Raw genomic sequence first — 19617 nt, forward strand, 5'->3', positions numbered from 1 at the left:
ATGTTGGAAGCGCTGCTAACGATGCAACTGGGGCCGATCATCGAACGATTGGCGCAAATCGACACCGAGCTCGATGACGTGTACCGGCGCGCCGACAGTTTTTGTCGGATTGGCGTATGTCAGCAGGTCGATGCGGCGAGCAATACCTGCCGCGTCAGCCACGGTGATTTGCTGACACCGGCGATTCGCTTTTTCAACCCGAGTGCCGGCGCCCAGAGCGAATCGCGCATTCCCTCTGTCGGCGAGCAATGCCTGCTGCTCAACCATGGCGGGGGCGAGGGCGGCGGCCAGTCCGTTGCGCTGTTCGGGCTTAACGGTGACCAGTATCCGCCGACCTCGACGCAGGCTTCGTTGACGCGTCGCCTCTATCAGGACGGCAGCGAAAATGGTTACGACCACGCCGCTCATGTCTTCCACTGGAAAAACGGCCCGGCCGCGTTTACCGGCTCTCGCGAGTCTCTGGAACTGAACATCGGCCCGGCCCGACTGGCGATGACGCCGCAGGCAATTACCTTGCAGCTCGGCGCGGTCGGCCTGCTGATCGACGCCGGCGGCGTGCACCTGAGCGGCCCATTGGTGGATCACCAGGGCCGCGTCATCAGTACCGCATAAAGAGTCTTCCCCATGATCGGAATCGATAGAAACACCGGCGCCAGCGTCGACGATTGGCCGCAGTTTGTGCAGCGCGCCACTCGGGCGTTGACCACGCCTTTGGGCACTCGTCAGAAACGCCCTTTGTATGGCAGCACTCTGCCCGAACTACTCGGGCAAAACCTTGGCGACGATGTGCTGATCCTCGCCCAGAGCCACGCTGCGCAAGCCTTTTACAACGCGCAAAACGGCATCGGTGATTTCGAGCCGCAAGTCATCGTCGCCAGTCGGCAGGGCGCGGGATTGCTGCTGCGCTTCGCCGGGACCTGGAAAAACCGTCAACAGACCTTCGAGGTGGTGACATGAGTATGTTGATCCCCGGCCAAAACCAATTGGCCGAGCCGGCCATCGTCACGGTCGAGGTCTTTGAAGACTTGCTCGCCGAGTTCAAGACCTTCGTCGTGGAATACGTCGGCGCCCGTTCACCCGAAAGCGCGGCAAAACTGCTGGTCAGCCTGGACAACGAAAGCGAATTGCTGACCCTGGCGCTCGAAGCCTTTTGCGTGCGTTTGCAAATCCACGAGCGTAAATACAACGCCCGGATCAAGCAGATGCTGGCGTGGTGGGCGACTGGCAGCAACCTCGATGCACGCCTCGCGGACATGGGCCTTGAGCGTCAATTGCTGGACCCCGGCGACCCGGCGGCATTCCCGCCCGTGCCGCCGGTTTACGAAAGCGACGATGACGCCCGGTTGCGTTATTACCTGGCGCCGCATGCACCGGCGGCGGGGTCGCGGATGCAGTATCGGCGGGAAGTTTTCACCCTCGGCGAAAGGCCCGCAGTGAAAGTCGACAGCGCCTCTGCCGGGGTGCTGACCGTCACTTACACCTTCAGCCCGGACGGTTTCGCCGCACAGGTCAAGGATGGCAACGGCCGCCGCACTGCGCCTGGCGAAGTGCGGGTCACGGTGCTTGCCCGAGAGGGCGATGGCACGCCGTCCGCTGAACTGTTGCAAGGCGTGCGCCAGCACTTTGCCCGGCCCGACGTGCGCCCGGAAACGGACCTCGTGACTGTGCAAGGCGCGCAAATCAAAAACTACAAAATCCGCGTCGTCGCGAAGATCAACGCCGGCCCGGATTCCGGGTTGACCAAAGTCGCCGCGCAGCAGCAGTTGCAAGCCTATGCCGATGCGTGTCATCGCCTCGAAGGACGCGTCGACCCGAGCTGGATCGACTACACGCTGCACAGCGCCGGCGCGGTTCAACTGCAAATCCTCGAACCGCTGGCGCCGATTGTCACAAGCGCATTCCAGGCCCCGTACTGCACGGGCGTCGAGGTTGAGGTGGACACGCTATGAGTGATCACCAACCGCGTCCGAGCCTGCTGCCGGCCAACAGCTCAGCGCTGGAAAGGGCGCTGGATATTGGTTTCGGCAGATTGCTGGAGCGCATTCAACCGCCGTTTCCGCAGTTGATGAATCCGGCTGAAACACCGGCGGCGTTTCTTCCCTATCTCGCTTCGGATCGTGGTGTCAGTGAATGGGATGCTGATGCCAGTGAGGCCGAGAAACGCCTGACGGTTTCGTTGTCCTGGCAGATACAACGCCAGGCAGGCACCCATAAAGCGCTGAGTTACGCTGTGGAATCGTTGGGTTTCACGCCGAACATTTCGGCTTGGTACCAGCAGCAGCCTCAGGGCAATCCGTACACCTTCGACGTGCAGGCAATCATCGGCTCCAGTTGGTCGAGTGGTGATCACAGTCGCTTGATCCATCGAATCAATGCGGCCAAGAGCGAGCGCGACGAAGCCACCATCACCATCGTGCACGAGACCACTGGCGGACTACGGCTGGCTGCCGTGGCGGACCGTGGCTTGAGCATCGGCGATGACAGCCAACCCGGCGCGCTGCCCTCGGTATCGCTGGGATGCTCGATAGCGCTGGGCGGTGGCATGCACACGCCGTTGTCGGACAGCGAATTGACGTTGAGCGCGGCGTTGCCCGAGTTGGCGTTGCGGGCGGGGCTTACCAGTGTTGGGGTTTCCCAGCGCTACACCATTAATGACTATGACCTGAGAGCGCAGCTATGACAGATGAGATTACGCGCCTGGTTCGTTTCACTTCCGCCGGTCTGGGTGAAGTGTTGCAGGCAAAGAACCAAGGCTTGAAAGGTGAGATTACTCACATCGGTGCCGGGACCGCACGGTATGACCCGGATGGCTCGGAAACCGCCCTGCGCGACGAGCGTCAGCGCGCGGCCATCGTCGATTATGACGACTTGGGCAATGGGCAACTGAGGATGGCCGCGCTGTTCGATGGCGCGGATGAATATGAAATCGGTGAGTTCGGTTTCTTCCTCGCCAGCGGCACATTGCTGGCGGTGTATTCGGTCGCTGGCAAGTTGCTGACGTACAAGGCTGCTGCCGCGCGGGTCCTGCAAAAGTTCACGCTGGATATTTCTCCGCTGCCGGCCAACAGCGTGACCGTCGTAGTCGGCTCGGAGAATCTCAACATCCTGATGAGCGAGGAGTTCACTGCGCTGGCCTGCGCCGACATCGACAACATGACGCGTCATGTCGAGCTGTTGCTGCGGGTAATGACGCTGCAAAGCCAATAAATCAATCAACCTTTGTGTACGGCGAGTGCCCATGTCTGGACACGGCGCCAACCTGTTCAACAGCATAGGAATCTGAAGCGTGAGTCTAGAAACTACTGTCGCATCGCTGGTGACGGCGGCCAATAACCTGACCGCAGTGGTCAACGGCAAAATTGGCACGATCAACAGCACCATGGCTACTGCGGTGGCCCAATTTAATGAATGGCGAAATCTGAAGGACGTTGAAGGCGATCCGGCTGCGCTTGGCACCATTCGCCGCAACTTGCTGCAAGGCTTTGTAACCGGCACCGGCGGTGTACAGGGGGTTGGCGCGCAGGGCGATTTTGTGACCACCGACCTGGGTGTCTCCACCAACGTTTATATTCATTTCAAGATCCCTTTGAACATCAACGTCAATTCGGAAATGTTCTGGTTCAACATCAAGGGATACAGCTACGGCACGGCGAAGATTATCGAAGAAACGCTGGTCGGTTACTGCTACCAACCCACGCGCACCCTGCAAAACGTATCCACCTTCGGCAACATGACCCCGTCCTGCTACGTGGATACCGCCGGCAATATCGTGATGCGTATTCTCGTCCCCAACATTTATTTCACCACTGTGCGCATCGACACCATGCGCGTAGGTAATGGTCGGTTGTTCAACCTTGGTGATCTGAAAACCAAGTTGTCGCTCGCTGAAACCGTCGAATTTAGTTAAGGAACTGACATGTCTGATACCTCTGTAAACCTGCGCAACGACTTTCCCCTCGCGGTCCCGATGCCGGAAATCGAATGGGCGGCGGTGCGCACGCGGCGCGATCAACTTTTGTTCGCCACGGATTTCACCCAATTGCCGGATTACCCGGCGACCGCTGCCCAATTGGCCGAAGTCACCGCGTACCGCAAGGCGCTGCGCGATGTACCGGAAAAAGCCGAACATCCTGACAAAGTGGTCTGGCCGTCGTTGCCCGCCTTCGTCAAGTAACCCACACCGCGAGAGCGGTTTTTTTTCGCCCGCACAAAGCCCCTTTGACGGGGCTTTTCCGTATCTGGAGAAACCCAAATGGCACAACGCCAAACTTACACCGTCCTCGTCCCGTTCCCCGTCGGGCGTGGCCACTGGTCGACCGCTGGCGAGGACCTCGACTTGCTCGACGTCGAAGCCAACGCACTGCTGAGTGCCGGTCGTCTTGAGCTGAAAACTCCTACCACCCAGGCCGATAAGGCCGCTGCCAAGAAGGCTGAATAACCATGGCTGAGGTTTTGAACTTCGAGCACAACGGCATTACCGTCAATGCCACTGAATCGCCCGAGGCCATGGGTGGCCTGGGCGACAACGTCATCGGCCTGGTCGGCACGGCGCCCAACGCCGATCCGCTGATCCCGCGCAACTCGCCGTTTCGCATCAACAGCTTCACCACCCAAGGGCTGCTCGATCCGACGGGCGCCGAGTCGGGCACGCTGTTTCACGCGGTGTACCAGATTCTCAAAGTGGTGAAAGTGCCGGTCTATGTGGTCATCGTCGAAGCGGGCGACGCCGCGGCGGACACCGTCAACAACGTGATCGGCGGTGTCGAGCCGGTGACCGGACGCAAACTGGGCCTGGCTGCGTTGGGCGGTGTGCCGGAAGACCTGACCATCATCGGTGCGCCAGGCTTCACCGGGACCAAAGCAGTGGCCAGCGAATTCGCTTCGTTCGGCAAGCGCATCAAGGCGCGTGTAGTGCTCGACGGCAAGGATGCCGCGGTCGCTGATCAAGTGACTTACAGCCAGGAACTGGGCGGTGCGGACCTAGGTTTCGACCGCTGCCTGCTGGTGCACAACATGCCGGCGGTGTACTCCAAAGCCGCGAAGAAAAACGCGTTCCTCGCGCCATCGAGCCTGGCCATCGCCGCGCTGGCGAAGGTCAAGCAATGGGAGAGCCCGGGCAACCAGGTGACCTACGCCGAGGACGTTTCGCGGGTGGTCGAATACAACATTCTCGACACCTCCACCGAGGGCGACCTGCTTAACCGCTACGGCATCAGCTATTACGCCCGGACCATCCTCGGCGGCTTCTCGCTGTTGGGTAACCGTTCGATCACCGGCAAGTTCATCAGCTACGTCGGCCTCGAAGATGCGATCAGCCACAAATTGGTCAAGGCCGGACAGAAAGCCATGGCCAAGAACCTGACCAAATCCTTCATGGATCAAGAGGTCAAGCGCATCAACGACTGGCTGCAAACCCTGGTCGCTGACGAAACCATTCCCGGCGGCAGCGTGTACCTGCACCCGGAATTGAACAGCGTCGAGAAGTACAAGAACGGCACCTGGTTCATCGTCATCGACTACGGTCGCTTCGCGCCGAACGAACACATGGTTTATCAACTCAACGCCCGCGATGAAATCATCGAGCAGTTCCTGGAGGATGTTCTCTAATGTTTACCAACCGTGTAAGACAGGCCATTGCGGCCACCCTGCAGGGCCTGCCGTTGTCGACGACGGTGGAAAGTTTTATCCCGCCGAAGGTCGACTTCATCATGGAACCGATGGCGTCCGGACGCTTTATCCCCGAGGACATGATCAAGAGCGCCACCGCGCTGACCGCCACGTTGACGCTGCAAGGCGCGGGTCCGGAAATCATGTTGGCGCTCGGTGTGAAACTCGGCGAGGAGATCCTGCTGAGCGTGCGTGAAGCCGGCACCGACCAGGATGGCAAAACCTGGTTTATCTACCACACTGTCGGCGGCAAGCTGAAATCGATGACCGAATCGACCATCAGCATGACTGACAAGCAGACCTTCGCGCTGGCCCTCAGTTGCCGCACCTATAACCGTATCGAGAACGGCATCCCGGTGATCGACATCGACGCGCGCACGCAAAAGTTCATGCTCAACGGCGTCGACATTCTCGGCGACGCCCGCCGCGCGGTGCTGCTGACCTGATCCGCGCCACCACCGCCGGTTAAACGCAAAACCTGTGGCAGCGAGCCTGCTCGCGGTAGCGCCGTGCCCGACACATTGCTGCCGGATGAGGCCAAGCCTTCGCGAGCATGCTCGCTTCCATAAGCGCACTTTGATTGAGCGGTATGGCGCGATCCCCTCCACGAACCACCAAGGAATCCCTTCATGTCCTGGATACCTCCCACGCATGTGCTGCTGTCGCCGATTACCGCTGACGACGAATCGCAGATCACCCAGATCCAACTCAAACCGTTGTTTTATGCCGCGCAAAAAGAAGCTCTGGCCCGCGCCGGTGACGATGAGGACGATCAGTTTTTCGAACTGGCGAAATTGGCCAGCGGTTTGTCGGTCAAGGAACTCGATCAGCTCAAACGCCCGGACTACGTGAGCATCGCCCAGTACGTGCACGAAATGTCGACGCGTCCGGCCTCGCATTTCCTGCAGCAGGCCAGCGCAGCCGAGGACAAATCAGCCCTCGCGCAATCGCCTGATCCCGATCAAGTGCAATTGCTGCAACCACTCAATGCGGGCGGTCGCAGCATGACCACGCTGAGCCTGGAAATGCCGGTGCTGCGTGCAACCAAAGCGATGAAAAAACTCAAGACCGCCAAGGAGCGCGCCGAATTCATTACCGCGCATTGCACCGGCCTGATGCTGCCCGATCTGGACCTGTTGACCGTGCCCGACTGGACCCAGTTGCAGGTGCGCATAGACGATTTTTTAAACAAACCGGCGGCCTTCTTTCAGAGCGCGACATCGAAGTAATCCTCGATGTGGTGCCGCTCATTTACCCGGTAAGTGAAGCGCAGATTCTGGAGTGGGACGCTGGCAAGGCATTGCGCCGCTACGACATCGCGGTCACTCGCCTTGGCCTCAAACAGGAGTAGAGCGAGATGGCGGAAGACACTTATTCGCTCAAGTTCAGCGCAGTCGATCAAGACGCCTGGGCGTTGAATGGCGCTGGCAAAAACGCCGATCTGGCGCCGCCCGATACTTCGGGCACGGTCGCCCCGGATGCGCAGCAGGGGTTCGCCGGGCTGAGTCTGGCGCTGGCCGGGGCGAGTCAGGAAATCAACGCGCTGACCAAAGAGCAGGGACAGCTGCGCGCGGTGCTGGAATCCCTCAATACCACGCTCACCTCGCAACGTTCGTTGTTGCAAGGGATGAACGACAAGCCTGGGCCTATGGACGGTTCGAGCGCTGGCGCTGACCTGAGCAGCAAAAGCGCGGCCAGTGACAATCAACCTTATGCGCCGTTGCGGCCCGCGATCAATCTCGACGCGGCCATGGCCGATCTGGCGTTGGTGATCAAGTTTGAAGGTGATCAGCGTCGGGAACTGGCGATCACCAACGAGAAAATGGCCAGTGAGCGATTGGTCGCCCCGAGCAAAGCGAGCGCGGTGGATCTGACCAATGTCGAGATCGCGGCGGCCAAGGCTGGTGTGGGTAACGACCAGCGCGACGCCTACGGAAACGTCGATACGCTGAAGCGACAGGACAAAATTGTCGAGTTCACCCGCGACGCGGCGATTACTGCGTCGGCATTCAAGCTGAATGTGCAGGATGCCTCGGAGCTGTTGATCGGCTGGCGCACCTCGATGAATCTCGATCGCCCGCAAACGCAAGACCTTGCCGACGCGACGAGTGTGCTCGGCAGAAACATGAGCGCATCGGAGGCCGATATCGGCTCGATCCTCAGTCATTACGGAGCGGCTGCAACCAATGCCGGCATGACGCCCGAACAGGCTGCGGCGCTCTCGGCAGCGTTGCTCAATGCCGGGGTGAAAACGACTGATGCGGGAGTCGCGTTGGAGAAAATCACCACGACCTTGGCGTCGGGTGAGCCGAAGACCCCAGGCCAGCAAGCGGCGTGGACGCAACTGGGGCTTGATCCAGGTTTGCTTGCCAGCGGCATGCAAGAACGTGCGCCGCAGACCATCATTTCCGTGCTCCAGGCATTGAAGGCACAACCCGCCGCCGAACGCTCCGGGCTCGCCACGCAGTTGTTTTCCGTCGACAAGCCGATTGTGCAATTGCTGCAGAACGTCAGCGAAGTCGAGCGCGCCTTCACGTTGGTCGCCAAAAAGAATACTTACGCGACCTCTGAAGGCGTCGATAACAGCGCGGTGCAACAAGCGGCGCAGATCCGGGCCGAGAGTTCGCAAGCGCACTGGGACGGTTTCAACGCGCAATTGCAACGACTGAAAATCTCGGTCGGCGACAGCGTATTGCCGCTGTTCAATGGCCTGCTGCTACCCATCGGCGCGGCCACCAATAGCCTGAGTAGTTTCGCCGAGATGTTTCCGGTGGTGACTGGGGCACTGGTCGTCGGCGCCGCAAGTTTCAAGACCGCGAAAATGCTCGACACGGTCAAGGGCTGGTTGGGCGCCGACGACGGTGCTGGCAAGGCTCAAGGCAAAAAACCACCCGGCCTCGGCAGCAGGCTGATGACCCGCGTCTCCTCGATGAGCAGTTTCGTTACTGAAAAAATCAGCAGCGCGTACAACTCGAGCGTTTCCCGGGCGACGGCAACCGCCGAGCAATTCAAATCCGTGGTCAGCAGCCGTTACGCGGGCATGACGTCCAGTGCCGGTCGAAGCTTGATCAGTCAATCGAGCCGCATCGGTCGCGTCGCTGGTCCGCTGGCGACCCCGCTGATGCTGGTGGATTCGGGTATCGACGTGGCCAAGGGCGTGCGCAACAAGGACGCCAGTCTGGTCGGCGCGGGCGTCGGTTCGGCGGTCGGTGGGCTTGCAGGTTTCTACGCCGGAGCCGCTACCGGCGCCGCGATTGGCACGTTCATTTTCCCCGGCCCGATGACTGCCGTCGGCGGTTTGGTCGGCGGGGTGCTGGGCGGGCTCGGCGGCAGCGTTGGCGGCAGGCAGGTCGGTTCGTGGCTGGGCGACAAACTCGTCAGCCCGGTCAATCGCCTCGCACCTCCCGAGCAGATGAGCAAGGACCTCGCCGGCGCGCAGGCGAATAACCGCCACATCACCTTTGCGCCCGTGATCAACATCAGCGGCCAGGACCCGACGCAGGCACGGCAAATTGCCAAACTTGTGCAGCAGACGCTCCACGCGCAATTCATGCCGCTGATGATGGGCAATCCACTCGCCGCGCGACGCGACGCGGCGCTCACCGATGGAGGTGTTTGATGCGACAACAAATGGCCTTGGGCAGCTTCATTTTCGGGCTGTCCAGAGACTTCGCCTACAGCGGCCTGGTTCGCTCGTCGAGTGGCGGTTGGGTTGACCTGAACATTCTCACCAGCAAGCCGAAATCCAGCCAGACCGGCCAAGGTCTGGAAACGCTGAGCATTTCCGGCAGATCGATGTACGCGGTAGCCATGCAGCGCCTCGACGAGTTGCGTGCGTTGCAGGCGTTGCGCGTGCCGCTGCCATTGGTCGACGGCATCGGCCGCAACTGGGGGTTGTGGCGCATTGACAGTGTGTCGGAGACCCAGTCCGACATCATCGATGACGGCACCGCGATGCTGAATAGCTGGACCATCCAATTGTCGGAGTTCGTCAATGCGTAGGGTCAGAAGTATCGCCGGCGATTCAGTCAATCTGTTGCTCTATCGCGAACTCGGCCGCATCGATGATGCGATCGAAGAAGCGCTGTGGCGCTTGAATCCAAGCCTCGCCGAACACGGCCCGGTGCTGCCGGCCGGAGTGTCGGTGGTGTTGCCCGAAGTGTTGCCGCAGATGTTGGCCGCAGCGCCCGTTTCGGCGTGGGATTAAGGAGGTTACATGACGCTTGGATTTACACCGGCCGTGGAGATTTACGGCGCCAATGCCACGCTGCTCAACGAGCGGCTGGTCAGTTGGGTGCACACCGATGCGTCGGGGATCGAGTCTGACAAGATCCAACTCATCATCGATATCGACGGGCTCGAAGGACTGCCCAGCCTTGGCGGCAGAATCGGTTTTCGGGTGGGTTACCAAGAGACCGGGCTGGTCGACAAAGGCGTGTTTGTGATCACTCAGCGCAAGCCGTCTCTGTACCCGCTGCAGTTATCGCTGACGGCGATGTCGGCGCCGTTGAGTGTCGGTGATGAGACCGGCTTCAGGCAGCGTCGATCTGCCAGTTATGGTCCCATCACCCTCGGCGCGCTGTTCCGCCAGTTGACCATGAAGCACGGTTTTTCACCGCGTGTGGCGCCGGAGCTGGAGTCGAAAAAAATCGATCACATCGACCAGAGCAACGAAACGGACATGGGTTTTCTGACGCGTGTCGCGGCTATTTATTTCGCCGTGACCAAGCCGATCAAAGGGCTTTATGTGTTGGCGTTGCGCGGGCAACTGACATCGATTTCGGGCAAACCGGTCACCGAAGTGTTGCTCTCCGTGACAAAGGACAATCGCCCGGGCGACCCGGCTTTTATCAGCGCGGTGCTCGATGAGAAGGCCCAATCGAAATACCAGGGCTGTGTGACGACCTGGTGGGATGCAGCGGCGGGCAAGCAGCGTACGTTTCAGTTGGGCGTCGCGCCGTTCAAAACCCTGCCACGGCGTTGCCAGAACGAAGATCAGGCCAGGGCTGCAGCCGAGGGCGAATTGCGCAGGCTGGAGCGCGAGGCTTTCACGCTGACCATTACCTGCCCGGGGCATCCGGACCTGGCGGCGGAAGGGGTGATCCACCTCGACGCCACTTGGCCGAAAATCATGCAGGGCCGATGGTCCGTCAACACGCTGACCGCCAGTGGCAGCCGTGCAGAAAGCTATCAATGCACCCTTGTCGCGAACTGCCTCGATCCTTCGCAGTAAAAACTCGTCGCTATTCTTTTGATTCTGGAGCGCTTTCATGACGATCAATCCGATCCTCGCGCCGCTGCCCCTTACGTCGGCACAATTGCAGCAACTGTTCCCCAACGCCCGCACCCAAGCGGGCGTTTTCATTTCCGCCCTCAACACCGCCATGACCCACCGCAACATCAACACGCCGAAACGCATCGCCGCGTTCCTCGCGCAGGTCGGCCACGAGTCGGGGCAGTTGCAGTACGTGCGGGAGTTGGGCAGCGACCAATACCTGAGCAAGTACGACACCGGCAGCCTCGCCGCGCGTTTGGGCAATACCCCGCAGGCGGATGGCGACGGTCAGAAGTACCGCGGCCGTGGGCTGATTCAGATCACCGGACGCGATAACTACCGAACCTGCAGTCTTGGCTTGTTCGGTGATGATCGTTTGCTGTTTATCCCCGAACTGCTGGAAAAACCGCAATGGGCCGCCGAATCCGCCGCGTGGTTCTGGGAGCAGAAAGGTTTGAACGAACTGGCTGATCGCGACCAGTTCAACAGCATCACGCGGCGGATCAACGGTGGTCTCAACGGGCTCGAGGATCGCCTGCAATTGTGGGCGCGGGCGAGGGCGCTGTTATGCCAGCCTTCAGCCTGATGTCCTGGCGGGTGATTGGCGTCGTGCTGTTGGTAGCCGTGTTGGCGGGTGTTGCGGCGGCGCTGGCCTGGCAGGTTCAGGGTTGGCGGCTTGGCCGGCAACTGGCGGAGCAGGCCAGATTGCATGCGCAAACGCTGAGTCAATTGAGCGAAGCAACGGCGACCCAGCAACGGGCCGAGCAGGCTAGACGCCAGGCTCTGGAGCAACGTTTGTCGGCCAGTGAGCAAACCCATTATCGAGTGCTAAGCGATGCCCAACGTGATCAGGATCGCTTGCGCGATCGTCTTGCTACTGCTGATGTGCGCCTGTCAGTCCTTCTCGACGCCAGCGACCTCGCCGCCAATTGCGCATTGCCCGCCGCCACCGGCGCCGGCGGCGTGGATCATGGCGCCGCACGCGCCCGACTTGACCCGGCGCATGCTCAACGAATTATCGCCATCACCGACGCCGGCGACCGCGGATTGATTGCCTTGCAGGCGTGTCAGGCGTATGTGAAAGCCCTGGCTCGCTAACATTTGGACCCATGCTGCGGCTTGCAAGCGGCATTTGCTCGTGTACGGTGGTTCCATTGCGCTCGATCAGGAGAGGACTGTGAAAGAAATCACCCAGCTGGCCGCTGAACTTGGCAGACGCCTGCAGGTTCTCAATGCTCATGTCACCACTGCCGAGTCGTGTACCGGTGGCGGGATTGCCGAGGCGATCACGCGTATTCCCGGGAGCTCGGCCTGGTTTGAGGCTGGCTACGTGACGTACTCCAACCGGCAGAAAACCGCGCAATTGAATGTTCCCGAGGCGTTGTTTGAATCGGTGGGGGCAGTCAGTCGCGAGGTGGTCGAGGCCATGGTGATTGGCGCGCAGGACAAAAGTCATGCGCATTTTGCCGTGGCGGTCAGCGGTGTCGCGGGGCCGGATGGCGGCTCGGCGAGCAAGCCGGTGGGCACGGTCTGGCTGGCCTGGGGTGTCGGCGACGCGGTTTTCAGTGAGGTCCAGCACTTTGCCGGCAACCGCGACGAGGTCCGCCGACAAACGGTGAAGGCCGCGCTAGAGGGGCTGCTGCGCCACGCCGCCGGAGAAATCTCAAATCAGGGGTAGGCGATCCTCAAACGCTGTGGAATAATACTGGCTACTTATACAGGTGTTGGCCGTCAGGCCTTATTGATTACGTGAGGACTTTAATGGACGACAACAAGAAGAAAGCCTTGGCTGCGGCCCTGGGTCAGATCGAACGTCAATTCGGCAAGGGTGCCGTGATGCGTATGGGCGATCAAGACCGTCAGGCGATCCCGGCTATTTCCACTGGCTCTCTGGGTCTGGACATCGCGCTCGGCATTGGCGGCCTGCCAAAAGGTCGTATCGTCGAGATCTACGGTCCTGAATCCTCCGGTAAAACCACACTGACGCTGTCCGTGATCGCCCAGGCTCAAAAAGCCGGCGCGACCTGCGCATTCGTCGACGCCGAACACGCACTCGACCCTGAGTACGCTGGCAAACTGGGCGTCAACGTCGACGACCTGCTGGTTTCCCAGCCGGACACCGGCGAGCAGGCCCTGGAAATCACCGACATGCTGGTGCGTTCCAACGCAGTTGACGTGATCATCGTCGACTCCGTTGCTGCACTGGTGCCGAAGGCTGAAATCGAAGGCGAAATGGGTGACATGCACGTGGGCCTGCAAGCCCGTCTGATGTCCCAGGCGCTGCGTAAAATCACCGGTAACATCAAGAACGCCAACTGCCTGGTTATTTTCATCAACCAGATCCGGATGAAAATCGGCGTGATGTTCGGCAGCCCGGAAACCACCACCGGTGGTAACGCGCTGAAGTTCTACGCCTCGGTTCGTCTGGACATCCGCCGTACTGGCGCGGTGAAAGAAGGTGACGAGGTTGTTGGTAGCGAAACCCGCGTCAAGGTTGTGAAGAACAAGGTTGCTTCGCCGTTCCGTCAGGCCGAGTTCCAGATTCTTTACGGCAAAGGCATCTACCTCAACGGTGAGATGATCGACCTCGGTGTGCTGCACGGTTTCGTCGAGAAGTCCGGTGCCTGGTATGCCTACAACGGCACCAAGATCGGTCAGGGCAAGGCCAACTCGGCCAAGTACCTGGCAGAAAACCCGGACATCGCCGCAACGCTCGAGAAGCAACTGCGCGACAAGCTGCTGAGCCCGGCACCGGACGTCAAGGCGTCGCCAGCCAAAGCGACTGCTGATGACCTGGCTGACGCTGATATCTGATTGATCCGATGACCGCCGTACTCGATACACTCGTCGCGGTGCGGCGAACCGCCATGGACCTGCTCGCCCGACGCGAGCACGGTCGAGTCGAGCTGACGCGTAAACTGCGTCAGCGCGGCGCTCTCCCTGAAATGATCGACACCGCGCTCGACCGGTTGACGGAAGAGGGCTTGCTCTCCGAATCCCGTTACCTCGAAAGTTTTGTCTCCTACCGCGCCCGTTCCGGCTATGGGCCTTTGCGGATCCGCGAAGAACTCAGCCAGCGTGGTCTGCAGCGTCCCGACATCGAACTCGCGTTACGCGAGAGCGGTATCAATTGGCAGGAACAACTGGAAGAAACCTGGCGTCGCAAGTTTGCCGGGCACCTGCCGATCGACATGCGTGAACGCGCCAAGCAAGGGCGTTTTCTCAGTTATCGGGGGTTTTCCATGGAGATGATCAGTCGCTTGTTCAGCGGTCGAGGAGTCGACGATTAAATGAAAACGGCCCGCTATTTCGATAGCGGGCCGTTTTTTTTGCCTGTCGTTTAGCTCACGTTCGACGGTTCCCGTGAACGCTGTTGCGCTTGGGGTTGGGGCTGCTCCCAGTTTTCCGGCAGGTTGATGTAATCCACCAGTTCGCGCAGGCGCCCATGGTCACGGGCATTGAAGGTGAAAGCCAGTCGCGCCAGATGGCTGAACTGCGGATCATCGTGCTCTTCGCCGGCATAAACGTGCTGATGGAAATGATCGCTCAGGCACAAATCGGCGAAAGCCGTTTGCATCTCTTCAAGCGCATCTTCGCTGAGTTGATGATTCATGCGGATCACAAACTGCTTTTTGAGCCAGCGGCTGGAGTGGAAGTTGCTGTAGAACTGGTTGATCTCAGCCACCGCCTCTTCGGCGCTGTGGACCAGGCTGACCAGCTTTAAATCTGTGGGCAGGATGTAGCGGTTGTCCGCCAGTTGATGTTGGATAAAATCCAGCGCGCCTTGCCAGAACGTGCCACCCGGCACATCCAGCAACACCACTGGCACCAAGGGGCTTTTGCCCGTCTGGATCAACGTCAGCACTTCCAGCGCTTCGTCCAGTGTGCCAAAACCGCCGGGGCACAAAACCAGTGCATCGGCCTCTTTGACGAAGAACAGCTTGCGCGTGAAAAAGAAGTGGAAGGACAGCAGATTGGTCGTGCCTTGCACCGTCGGGTTGGCATGTTGCTCGAAGGGCAGGGTGATATTGAAACCCAGGCTGTGCTCCCGACCGGCGCCTTCATGGGCGGCGGCCATGATCCCGCCGCCGGCACCGGTGATCACCATCAGGTCCGAGCGTGCAATTGCAGCGCCGAGTTCGCGGGCCATGCCATACAGCGGATGTTCAATCGGCGTGCGCGCCGAGCCGAAAACCGTGACTTTGCGACGTCCCTTGAACTGTTCCAGCACACGAAAGGCGTGCTCCAGTTCGCGCAGGGCTTGCAGGGTGATCTTGGCGTTCCAGCGGTTGTGATCTTCCTGGGCCATGCGCAGCACAGTCAGGATCATGTCGCGGTAAATCGGAATATTGGGGCTGTTCGGTGAAACCAGCTTGAGTTGCTCTTCGACCTTGCTGATGAGGTCGTGGCCGCTTTCTTCAAAATGACGGCTGAGGAGGTCATTCGGTAGGTAAGGCATTCAACTTCTCCTTGCATGCAGGCTGTGGTTTTCCCAGTGCATGGAAAAAACCTTCGCAACAAATACACAACGGGCCGCTCCTTTTCGGCCTTCAATACAGTGTGAATAGATTAAATCTAGTCCCTCGAGGGCAATTGCGCCGGGTTGATCATTGCGCCGCAAAGTCTTTCCTGGCAACCGCTTATTAACGATTCCCGAGGTGGTTTCGCCGCTCGTCTGAACGTGGTCCCGGTGGCTGTGGCTCTGATTTACTAAGTTACAGATGTGACACGACAACTTTGCGTCAACGACAACACGCAAGGTTCACGCGATTCAGGGATCAGAGGGTGTGCAGGGAGGCGGGAAGCCATGGCCAGATTGATTCTGGAGATCGATGCGCAACTGTATCGATTATTGAAATCGGCAGCCGAGACCAATCATTTGAGTCTTGAAGAGGAGTGCTGTCGGCGTCTGGGCGGCGGCGAACGCCGGTCGCGCTATTTGCAGGCATTGTTGGCAGAATTGCGCGCCGAGGATGAACAGCGGCGCGCCAATTCTCGATAACTGCTTCTTCCGATAATTACTTCTTCTTCGCCGGACCGGCTTTCGGGCAATCGGATTCCTGATAGCTGGCAGAGCCGACGTTGCGGTTGGTCTTCACTTCGGTGAAGTCGTAGCGCATCACCGCGCCTTTGGCCATCAGTTTGCGGAACGATGGATTGTTGCAAACCGACGCGCCCAGCTGGAAATACACGGCTTTGGGGTCAGCGCGCATTTTGTCGGCATGGCTGCTTTGCACGCTCAGGTGGTTGATCAGCGTAGTGCCTTCAACGGTGTAGCCCTGATCAAGAATGTCTTCGTTGATTGCCCGAGGCGTGCCGACGCTGCTCTGTGCGGCGACGTTGCGCAGTTCTCTGCTGAGATTTTGCTCACTCAAGGAAGCGGCTTGAGCGGTGAAGGACGACGCCAGCAAAACGGCAGCGGTGGGAACGATAAGGCGCAGCATGAAACTCTCCTGGTTCAGTGACTGGTGATTTCGACCAGCCACATGACTGTGCGTTCAGTGGCGGCGAATTATAGGGGAGCGGGCCCGGACGGTACAGGCTTGCGCCGGCCGCTCTGATAAACTGCGGCACTTTCCCCGTTGCCGAGTGCCTTTTTGTGTCGATTTACCTTGCCTGTCGGCGTTGCCTGCGATGAATCCCGTGCCTGCCAAGTTTGCGATAAACGCCGTGGCCCGTTTGCGCGATCAGCGCGAAGAGGAAGGTATCAAGCCGATTCAGGCCCGTGGCTGGCGGGCAACGCGGTGCCGCGCCTGCCGCGTGATCGAGAGCCATTGCCTGTGCGCGTGGCGTCCGCAGGTGGAAACGCGCTCTGGCGTGTGCCTGATCATGACCAATAAAGAAGTGTTCAAACCGAGCAATACCGGTTGGCTGATTGCCGACGTGGTGCGCGATAACCATGCCTTTATATGGTCGCGCACCGAGACCGATCAGCAGTTGCTGGACTTGCTGGCCGATCCGCAATGGCAGCCGTATCTGGTGTTTCCCGGCGAATATGTCGAGCCCGAACGGGTGACCAATACCGTCGACGTCGATAGCAGCAAGCGGCCGCTGTTCATTTTGCTCGACGCCACGTGGACCGAGGCGCGGAAGATTTTCCGCAAAAGCCCTTATTTCGATCGCCTGCCGATCCTCAGCCTGTTGCCGGAAAAGCTCTCGCGTTACCGATTGCGCCGCTCGACCCGCAGCGAGCATTTGTGCACTGCGGAAGTGGCCGCATTGTGTCTGGATCTGGCGGGCGACAGCGCCGCGGCCTCGGCGCTGGACGCCTACTTCGACGTCTTCAGCCAACATTATCTGGACGCCAAGCAACAGCTGGAAATGAACGTGGAAACACCCGCGCACGCCGAGCTGAAGCCATTCGTGCAGAACACGGCGCCGGTGATCGGCTGATTGTCGCCCATACTGCAAAGAACTGTCCCGGCAACGCACCTTGACCACCCTTGTTTGGCTGGGCATGCTTGGCGCCGATTGGGGTGCGGCCAAAGTTTGATACGCCGACTTCTTACGTCCGGGAGCTGCTTGCTCAGCCCGCGTAATTGGCGTTGAACGTGCCCTGTTGGTGCAGCTCCGTGGCTGCACCCAGAGTTGTTTTGGCGAGGCCTGAATGCATCAGGCGTCCCATGAAAAACAGGATCATTTGAAAAATGGCCACATACGAAATCCTGATTGCCGATGACCATCCCCTTTTTCGTAGTGCGCTGCATCAGGCGCTGACCCTGGGCCTGGGCCCCGACGTGCGTCTGGTGGAAGTGGCAAGTATTGCCGAGCTGGAAACCCGTCTCGACGAAAAGGCCGATTGGGATCTGGTGCTGCTGGACCTGAACATGCCCGGCGCTTACGGTTTTTCCGGGCTGGTGCTGTTGCGCGGGCAATACCCGCAGATCCCGGTGGTGATGGTTTCGGCGCAGGAAGAAGCGACGATCATGGTCAAGTCCCGTGAATTCGGCGCCAGTGGTTTTATTCCGAAGTCGAGCGACCTCGGGGTTATTCAAAAAGCCGTGCGTGCGGTGCTGGATGGCGATGTGTACTGGCCGCCGCAGGCGTTTGAAGCGGTGAGTGTGTCCGCCGAGGCCAAGGCTGCCAGTGAAGGGCTTGCGAGCCTGACGCCGCAGCAGTTTCGCGTATTGACGATGGTCTGCGAGGGTTTGCTGAACAAGCAGATCGCCTATGAGCTGAGCGTGTCCGAAGCGACGATCAAGGCGCATGTCACGGCGATTTTCCGCAAGCTGAATGTGCGGACCCGAACCCAAGCTGCTTTGCTCTTGCAACAACTTGAGTCAATTTCGAATAATTAAGCGCCGCTTATTCACGCTTTTTTGACTTTGATTACTCTAGCTTTCCCACTCCTTTCTGGTCAGTTGCCCACTCTATGTCACCTTTTAAAGGCCAGACCGGCCTCAAACGCATCCTCAACGCCTCCGGTTATTCACTGGACGGTCTGCGCGCAGCCTTCACCGGCGAGGCGGCTTTTCGGCAACTGGTGTTGCTCAACGTCGTGCTGATTCCGCTTTCGTTCTTCCTGAACGTCAGCCGCGTCGAGCAAGCGTTGTTGATTGCCGTGTGCCTGTTGGCGCTGATTGTCGAGTTGCTGAATTCGGCGGTAGAAGCGGCCATCGACCGCATTTCCCTTGAATTGCACCCGCTGTCGAAGAACGCCAAAGACATGGGCAGCGCCGCTCAGTTCGTGGCGTTGACCATGATTGCGCTGGTGTGGGCGGTGATCCTGCTTTAAGCGATGCTCGGCAGGACGATCTCGTCGCTGCGCTGAACCCCAGCGGTGAAAGCGCGGCACAAGTCGAGGAATTCGCGCATCGCCGGTGTCTGAAATTTCTGTTTGTGCCAGATGAAATAGAACTGCCGCGCCAGGTCCAGATCTGGCGTCTCGACCGCCACCAGACTGCCGCGGCGGAATGCATCGCGCAGCGCCAGGCGTGAAATGCAGCCAATCCCCAAGCCTGATTCCACCGCGCGTTTGATCGCTTCGGTGTGTTCCAGCTCGAGGCGAATATTCAACGCGCTGCGATGGTGACGCATGGCTTGATCGAAGGTCAGGCGCGTGCCGGATCCTTGTTCACGCAAAATCCATGCTTCGTGGCTCAATTCTTCCATGCTCGCGATGCCGCGTTTCGCCAGCGGATGTTGCGGCGCGCAGAACACCACCAGTTCATCCTCGACCCAGCTCTGCACTTCGATATCCGGATGGCTGCAATCACCTTCTATCAGACCCAGATCAATTTCGTAGTGAGCGACTTGTTGCACGATGTTGGCAGTGTTCTGCACGTGCAGTTTCACCTGGCTTTCCGGGTGGCGCTGCATGAAGCTGCCGATCAGCAACGTCGCCAGGTAATTGCCGATGGTCAGGGTCGCGCCGACGGCCAACGAGCCGAAACCGGATTTGCCGTTAAGCAAGTCTTCGATCTCTTTGGACTGGTCGAGCAGCGCCACCGCTTGCGGCAACAGTTGTTTGCCGAGGGCATTAAGGCTCAGGCGTTTGCCGGCGCGGTCGAACAGTTGGCAACTGGACTGGCGCTCCAGCTCGGTGATCGAGGTGCTGGCCGCTGATTGCGAGAGGTTGAGCAGACCCGCAGCACGGGATACGCTTTCCTGCTGAGCAACGGCGACGAAGACTTGAAGTTGACGTAGAGTAAATCGCATATCTATATAACCGATAA

The 19617-nt window shown here is 59.5% G+C and carries 28 protein-coding genes; 24 read left to right on the top strand and 4 right to left on the bottom strand.

The annotated features are described in order from the left end of the window. The 20 genes from FBY12_RS09615 (at window position 1) to recX (ending at window position 14232) form a co-directional block, all read left to right on the top strand. The gene (locus FBY12_RS09615; protein ID WP_145252726.1) at window positions 1–612 is read left to right on the top strand and encodes a phage baseplate assembly protein V; all 612 of its coding nucleotides are present in this window, start codon (window positions 1–3) and stop codon (window positions 610–612) included. Between the two features lie 12 nt (window positions 613–624). Further along, on the top strand, window positions 625–957 hold the full coding sequence (locus tag FBY12_RS09620) for a phage baseplate protein (protein WP_092272358.1): 333 nt from the start codon (window positions 625–627) through the stop codon (window positions 955–957). Further along, the gene (locus tag FBY12_RS09625) at window positions 954–1949 is read left to right on the top strand and encodes a baseplate J/gp47 family protein (protein ID WP_109503900.1); all 996 of its coding nucleotides are present in this window, start codon (window positions 954–956) and stop codon (window positions 1947–1949) included. The genes FBY12_RS09620 and FBY12_RS09625 overlap by 4 nt, the downstream gene beginning before the upstream one ends. Continuing rightward, on the top strand, window positions 1946–2680 hold the full coding sequence (locus FBY12_RS09630) for a phage tail protein I (protein ID WP_145252727.1): 735 nt from the start codon (window positions 1946–1948) through the stop codon (window positions 2678–2680). The genes FBY12_RS09625 and FBY12_RS09630 overlap by 4 nt, the downstream gene beginning before the upstream one ends. Next, on the top strand, window positions 2677–3207 hold the full coding sequence (locus FBY12_RS09635) for a hypothetical protein (RefSeq protein WP_121731085.1): 531 nt from the start codon (window positions 2677–2679) through the stop codon (window positions 3205–3207). Before FBY12_RS09630 ends, FBY12_RS09635 begins: the two co-directional genes overlap by 4 nt. Window positions 3208–3286: 79 nt before the next feature. Beyond that, complete coding sequence (locus FBY12_RS09640) at window positions 3287–3907, top strand: hypothetical protein (RefSeq protein WP_121731084.1); 621 nt, start codon at window positions 3287–3289, stop codon at window positions 3905–3907. Window positions 3908–3916: 9 nt separating this feature from the next. Then, window positions 3917–4174, top strand: coding sequence for a tail fiber assembly protein (locus tag FBY12_RS09645; RefSeq protein WP_256663293.1), 258 nt, complete (start codon window positions 3917–3919; stop codon window positions 4172–4174). Between the two features lie 78 nt (window positions 4175–4252). Then, entirely contained in the window at window positions 4253–4438 is a 186-nt protein-coding gene (locus FBY12_RS09650) for a hypothetical protein (RefSeq protein ID WP_121731083.1), read from the top strand. A gap of 2 nt (window positions 4439–4440) precedes the next feature. Then, window positions 4441–5607, top strand: a complete 1167-nt coding sequence (locus tag FBY12_RS09655) for a phage tail protein (RefSeq protein WP_145252728.1) — start codon at window positions 4441–4443, stop codon at window positions 5605–5607. Next, entirely contained in the window at window positions 5607–6113 is a 507-nt protein-coding gene (locus FBY12_RS09660; protein WP_121731081.1) for a phage major tail tube protein, read from the top strand. The genes FBY12_RS09655 and FBY12_RS09660 overlap by 1 nt, the downstream gene beginning before the upstream one ends. Before the next feature lie 183 nt (window positions 6114–6296). Further along, complete coding sequence (locus FBY12_RS09665) at window positions 6297–6896, top strand: phage tail assembly protein (RefSeq protein WP_145252729.1); 600 nt, start codon at window positions 6297–6299, stop codon at window positions 6894–6896. Window positions 6897–7024: 128 nt separating this feature from the next. Next, window positions 7025–9286, top strand: coding sequence for a phage tail tape measure protein (locus FBY12_RS09670; protein WP_145252730.1), 2262 nt, complete (start codon window positions 7025–7027; stop codon window positions 9284–9286). Further along, entirely contained in the window at window positions 9286–9669 is a 384-nt protein-coding gene (locus tag FBY12_RS09675) for a phage tail protein (RefSeq protein WP_145252731.1), read from the top strand. The genes FBY12_RS09670 and FBY12_RS09675 overlap by 1 nt, the downstream gene beginning before the upstream one ends. Beyond that, window positions 9662–9874 carry a tail protein X gene (locus FBY12_RS09680; RefSeq protein ID WP_145252732.1) on the top strand — a complete coding sequence of 71 codons (213 nt, stop codon included), beginning with the start codon at window positions 9662–9664 and terminating at the stop codon, window positions 9872–9874. The genes FBY12_RS09675 and FBY12_RS09680 overlap by 8 nt, the downstream gene beginning before the upstream one ends. A gap of 9 nt (window positions 9875–9883) precedes the next feature. Then, complete coding sequence (locus tag FBY12_RS09685; protein WP_145252733.1) at window positions 9884–10900, top strand: phage late control D family protein; 1017 nt, start codon at window positions 9884–9886, stop codon at window positions 10898–10900. Between the two features lie 37 nt (window positions 10901–10937). Beyond that, entirely contained in the window at window positions 10938–11528 is a 591-nt protein-coding gene (locus FBY12_RS09690) for a glycoside hydrolase family 19 protein (protein WP_371927400.1), read from the top strand. Continuing rightward, a complete protein-coding gene (locus FBY12_RS09695; protein ID WP_145252734.1) occupies window positions 11510–12040 on the top strand; it encodes a lysis system i-spanin subunit Rz in 531 nt (176 codons plus the stop codon). Before FBY12_RS09690 ends, FBY12_RS09695 begins: the two co-directional genes overlap by 19 nt. A 79-nt stretch (window positions 12041–12119) precedes the next feature. Further along, entirely contained in the window at window positions 12120–12620 is a 501-nt protein-coding gene (locus tag FBY12_RS09700; protein WP_145252735.1) for a CinA family protein, read from the top strand. Window positions 12621–12703: 83 nt separating this feature from the next. Next, window positions 12704–13756 (top strand): recombinase RecA, encoded by a 1053-nt coding sequence (gene recA / locus FBY12_RS09705; RefSeq protein WP_092272316.1) that lies wholly within the window; start codon window positions 12704–12706, stop codon window positions 13754–13756. Window positions 13757–13764: 8 nt separating this feature from the next. After that, entirely contained in the window at window positions 13765–14232 is a 468-nt protein-coding gene (recX, locus tag FBY12_RS09710) for a recombination regulator RecX (RefSeq protein WP_145252736.1), read from the top strand. 50 nt (window positions 14233–14282) lie between these two features. Here the strand turns inward: recX and FBY12_RS09715 are convergent, their stop codons facing one another. Continuing rightward, complete coding sequence (locus FBY12_RS09715) at window positions 14283–15401, bottom strand: TIGR00730 family Rossman fold protein (protein ID WP_145252737.1); 1119 nt, start codon at window positions 15399–15401, stop codon at window positions 14283–14285. Between the two features lie 348 nt (window positions 15402–15749). On the opposite strand from FBY12_RS09715, the gene FBY12_RS09720 reads away from it, so the two are divergent. Beyond that, window positions 15750–15944, top strand: a complete 195-nt coding sequence (locus FBY12_RS09720; RefSeq protein ID WP_121731072.1) for a hypothetical protein — start codon at window positions 15750–15752, stop codon at window positions 15942–15944. A gap of 16 nt (window positions 15945–15960) precedes the next feature. Here FBY12_RS09720 and FBY12_RS09725 read toward each other — a convergent pair whose 3' ends face one another. Next, the gene (locus FBY12_RS09725) at window positions 15961–16386 is read right to left on the bottom strand and encodes a PA3611 family quorum-sensing-regulated virulence factor (protein ID WP_121731071.1); all 426 of its coding nucleotides are present in this window, start codon (window positions 16384–16386) and stop codon (window positions 15961–15963) included. Window positions 16387–16576: 190 nt separating this feature from the next. Between FBY12_RS09725 and FBY12_RS09730 the strand changes: the two genes are divergently transcribed. Further along, on the top strand, window positions 16577–17335 hold the full coding sequence (locus FBY12_RS09730; protein WP_092272304.1) for a tRNA-uridine aminocarboxypropyltransferase: 759 nt from the start codon (window positions 16577–16579) through the stop codon (window positions 17333–17335). A gap of 133 nt (window positions 17336–17468) precedes the next feature. Here FBY12_RS09730 and FBY12_RS27830 read toward each other — a convergent pair whose 3' ends face one another. Beyond that, on the bottom strand, window positions 17469–17597 hold the full coding sequence (locus tag FBY12_RS27830) for a hypothetical protein (RefSeq protein WP_256663294.1): 129 nt from the start codon (window positions 17595–17597) through the stop codon (window positions 17469–17471). On the opposite strand from FBY12_RS27830, the gene erdR reads away from it, so the two are divergent. Together erdR and FBY12_RS09740 are read left to right on the top strand one after the other, a co-directional pair. Next, window positions 17590–18240: a response regulator transcription factor ErdR gene (gene erdR / locus FBY12_RS09735; RefSeq protein ID WP_145252738.1), complete on the top strand. Its 651-nt coding sequence runs from the start codon at window positions 17590–17592 to the stop codon at window positions 18238–18240. The genes FBY12_RS27830 and erdR overlap by 8 nt on opposite strands. 74 nt (window positions 18241–18314) lie before the next feature. Continuing rightward, window positions 18315–18677 (top strand): diacylglycerol kinase, encoded by a 363-nt coding sequence (locus FBY12_RS09740; protein WP_092272298.1) that lies wholly within the window; start codon window positions 18315–18317, stop codon window positions 18675–18677. Here FBY12_RS09740 and FBY12_RS09745 read toward each other — a convergent pair. After that, entirely contained in the window at window positions 18674–19600 is a 927-nt protein-coding gene (locus FBY12_RS09745; RefSeq protein WP_178111742.1) for a LysR family transcriptional regulator, read from the bottom strand. The genes FBY12_RS09740 and FBY12_RS09745 overlap by 4 nt on opposite strands. Between the last annotated feature and the right edge of the window lie 17 nt (window positions 19601–19617).

The sequence above is a fragment of the Pseudomonas sp. SJZ131 genome (genome assembly GCF_007828705.1).
Classification (GTDB): Bacteria; Pseudomonadota; Gammaproteobacteria; order Pseudomonadales; family Pseudomonadaceae; genus Aquipseudomonas; species Aquipseudomonas prosekii.

Excerpts from the sequence above, each read along its gene's own strand:
- FBY12_RS09615 (WP_145252726.1), top strand. The coding sequence starts at position 1 with ATGTTGGAAGCGCTGCTAACGATGCAACTGGGGCCGATCATCGAACGA.
- FBY12_RS09620 (WP_092272358.1), top strand. The coding sequence starts at position 625 with ATGATCGGAATCGATAGAAACACCGGCGCCAGCGTCGACGATTGGCCG.
- FBY12_RS09625 (WP_109503900.1), top strand. The coding sequence starts at position 954 with ATGAGTATGTTGATCCCCGGCCAAAACCAATTGGCCGAGCCGGCCATC.
- FBY12_RS09630 (WP_145252727.1), top strand. The coding sequence starts at position 1,946 with ATGAGTGATCACCAACCGCGTCCGAGCCTGCTGCCGGCCAACAGCTCA.
- FBY12_RS09635 (WP_121731085.1), top strand. The coding sequence starts at position 2,677 with ATGACAGATGAGATTACGCGCCTGGTTCGTTTCACTTCCGCCGGTCTG.
- FBY12_RS09645 (WP_256663293.1), top strand. The coding sequence starts at position 3,917 with ATGTCTGATACCTCTGTAAACCTGCGCAACGACTTTCCCCTCGCGGTC.
- FBY12_RS09650 (WP_121731083.1), top strand. The coding sequence starts at position 4,253 with ATGGCACAACGCCAAACTTACACCGTCCTCGTCCCGTTCCCCGTCGGG.
- FBY12_RS09655 (WP_145252728.1), top strand. The coding sequence starts at position 4,441 with ATGGCTGAGGTTTTGAACTTCGAGCACAACGGCATTACCGTCAATGCC.
- FBY12_RS09660 (WP_121731081.1), top strand. The coding sequence starts at position 5,607 with ATGTTTACCAACCGTGTAAGACAGGCCATTGCGGCCACCCTGCAGGGC.
- FBY12_RS09665 (WP_145252729.1), top strand. The coding sequence starts at position 6,297 with ATGTCCTGGATACCTCCCACGCATGTGCTGCTGTCGCCGATTACCGCT.
- FBY12_RS09670 (WP_145252730.1), top strand. The coding sequence starts at position 7,025 with ATGGCGGAAGACACTTATTCGCTCAAGTTCAGCGCAGTCGATCAAGAC.
- FBY12_RS09675 (WP_145252731.1), top strand. The coding sequence starts at position 9,286 with ATGCGACAACAAATGGCCTTGGGCAGCTTCATTTTCGGGCTGTCCAGA.
- FBY12_RS09680 (WP_145252732.1), top strand. The coding sequence starts at position 9,662 with ATGCGTAGGGTCAGAAGTATCGCCGGCGATTCAGTCAATCTGTTGCTC.
- FBY12_RS09685 (WP_145252733.1), top strand. The coding sequence starts at position 9,884 with ATGACGCTTGGATTTACACCGGCCGTGGAGATTTACGGCGCCAATGCC.
- FBY12_RS09690 (WP_371927400.1), top strand. The coding sequence starts at position 10,938 with ATGACGATCAATCCGATCCTCGCGCCGCTGCCCCTTACGTCGGCACAA.
- FBY12_RS09695 (WP_145252734.1), top strand. The coding sequence starts at position 11,510 with ATGCCAGCCTTCAGCCTGATGTCCTGGCGGGTGATTGGCGTCGTGCTG.
- recA (WP_092272316.1), top strand. The coding sequence starts at position 12,704 with ATGGACGACAACAAGAAGAAAGCCTTGGCTGCGGCCCTGGGTCAGATC.
- recX (WP_145252736.1), top strand. The coding sequence starts at position 13,765 with ATGACCGCCGTACTCGATACACTCGTCGCGGTGCGGCGAACCGCCATG.
- FBY12_RS09715 (WP_145252737.1), bottom strand. The coding sequence starts at position 15,401 with ATGCCTTACCTACCGAATGACCTCCTCAGCCGTCATTTTGAAGAAAGC.
- FBY12_RS09720 (WP_121731072.1), top strand. The coding sequence starts at position 15,750 with ATGGCCAGATTGATTCTGGAGATCGATGCGCAACTGTATCGATTATTG.
- FBY12_RS09725 (WP_121731071.1), bottom strand. The coding sequence starts at position 16,386 with ATGCTGCGCCTTATCGTTCCCACCGCTGCCGTTTTGCTGGCGTCGTCC.
- FBY12_RS09730 (WP_092272304.1), top strand. The coding sequence starts at position 16,577 with ATGAATCCCGTGCCTGCCAAGTTTGCGATAAACGCCGTGGCCCGTTTG.
- erdR (WP_145252738.1), top strand. The coding sequence starts at position 17,590 with ATGGCCACATACGAAATCCTGATTGCCGATGACCATCCCCTTTTTCGT.
- FBY12_RS09740 (WP_092272298.1), top strand. The coding sequence starts at position 18,315 with ATGTCACCTTTTAAAGGCCAGACCGGCCTCAAACGCATCCTCAACGCC.
- FBY12_RS09745 (WP_178111742.1), bottom strand. The coding sequence starts at position 19,600 with ATGCGATTTACTCTACGTCAACTTCAAGTCTTCGTCGCCGTTGCTCAG.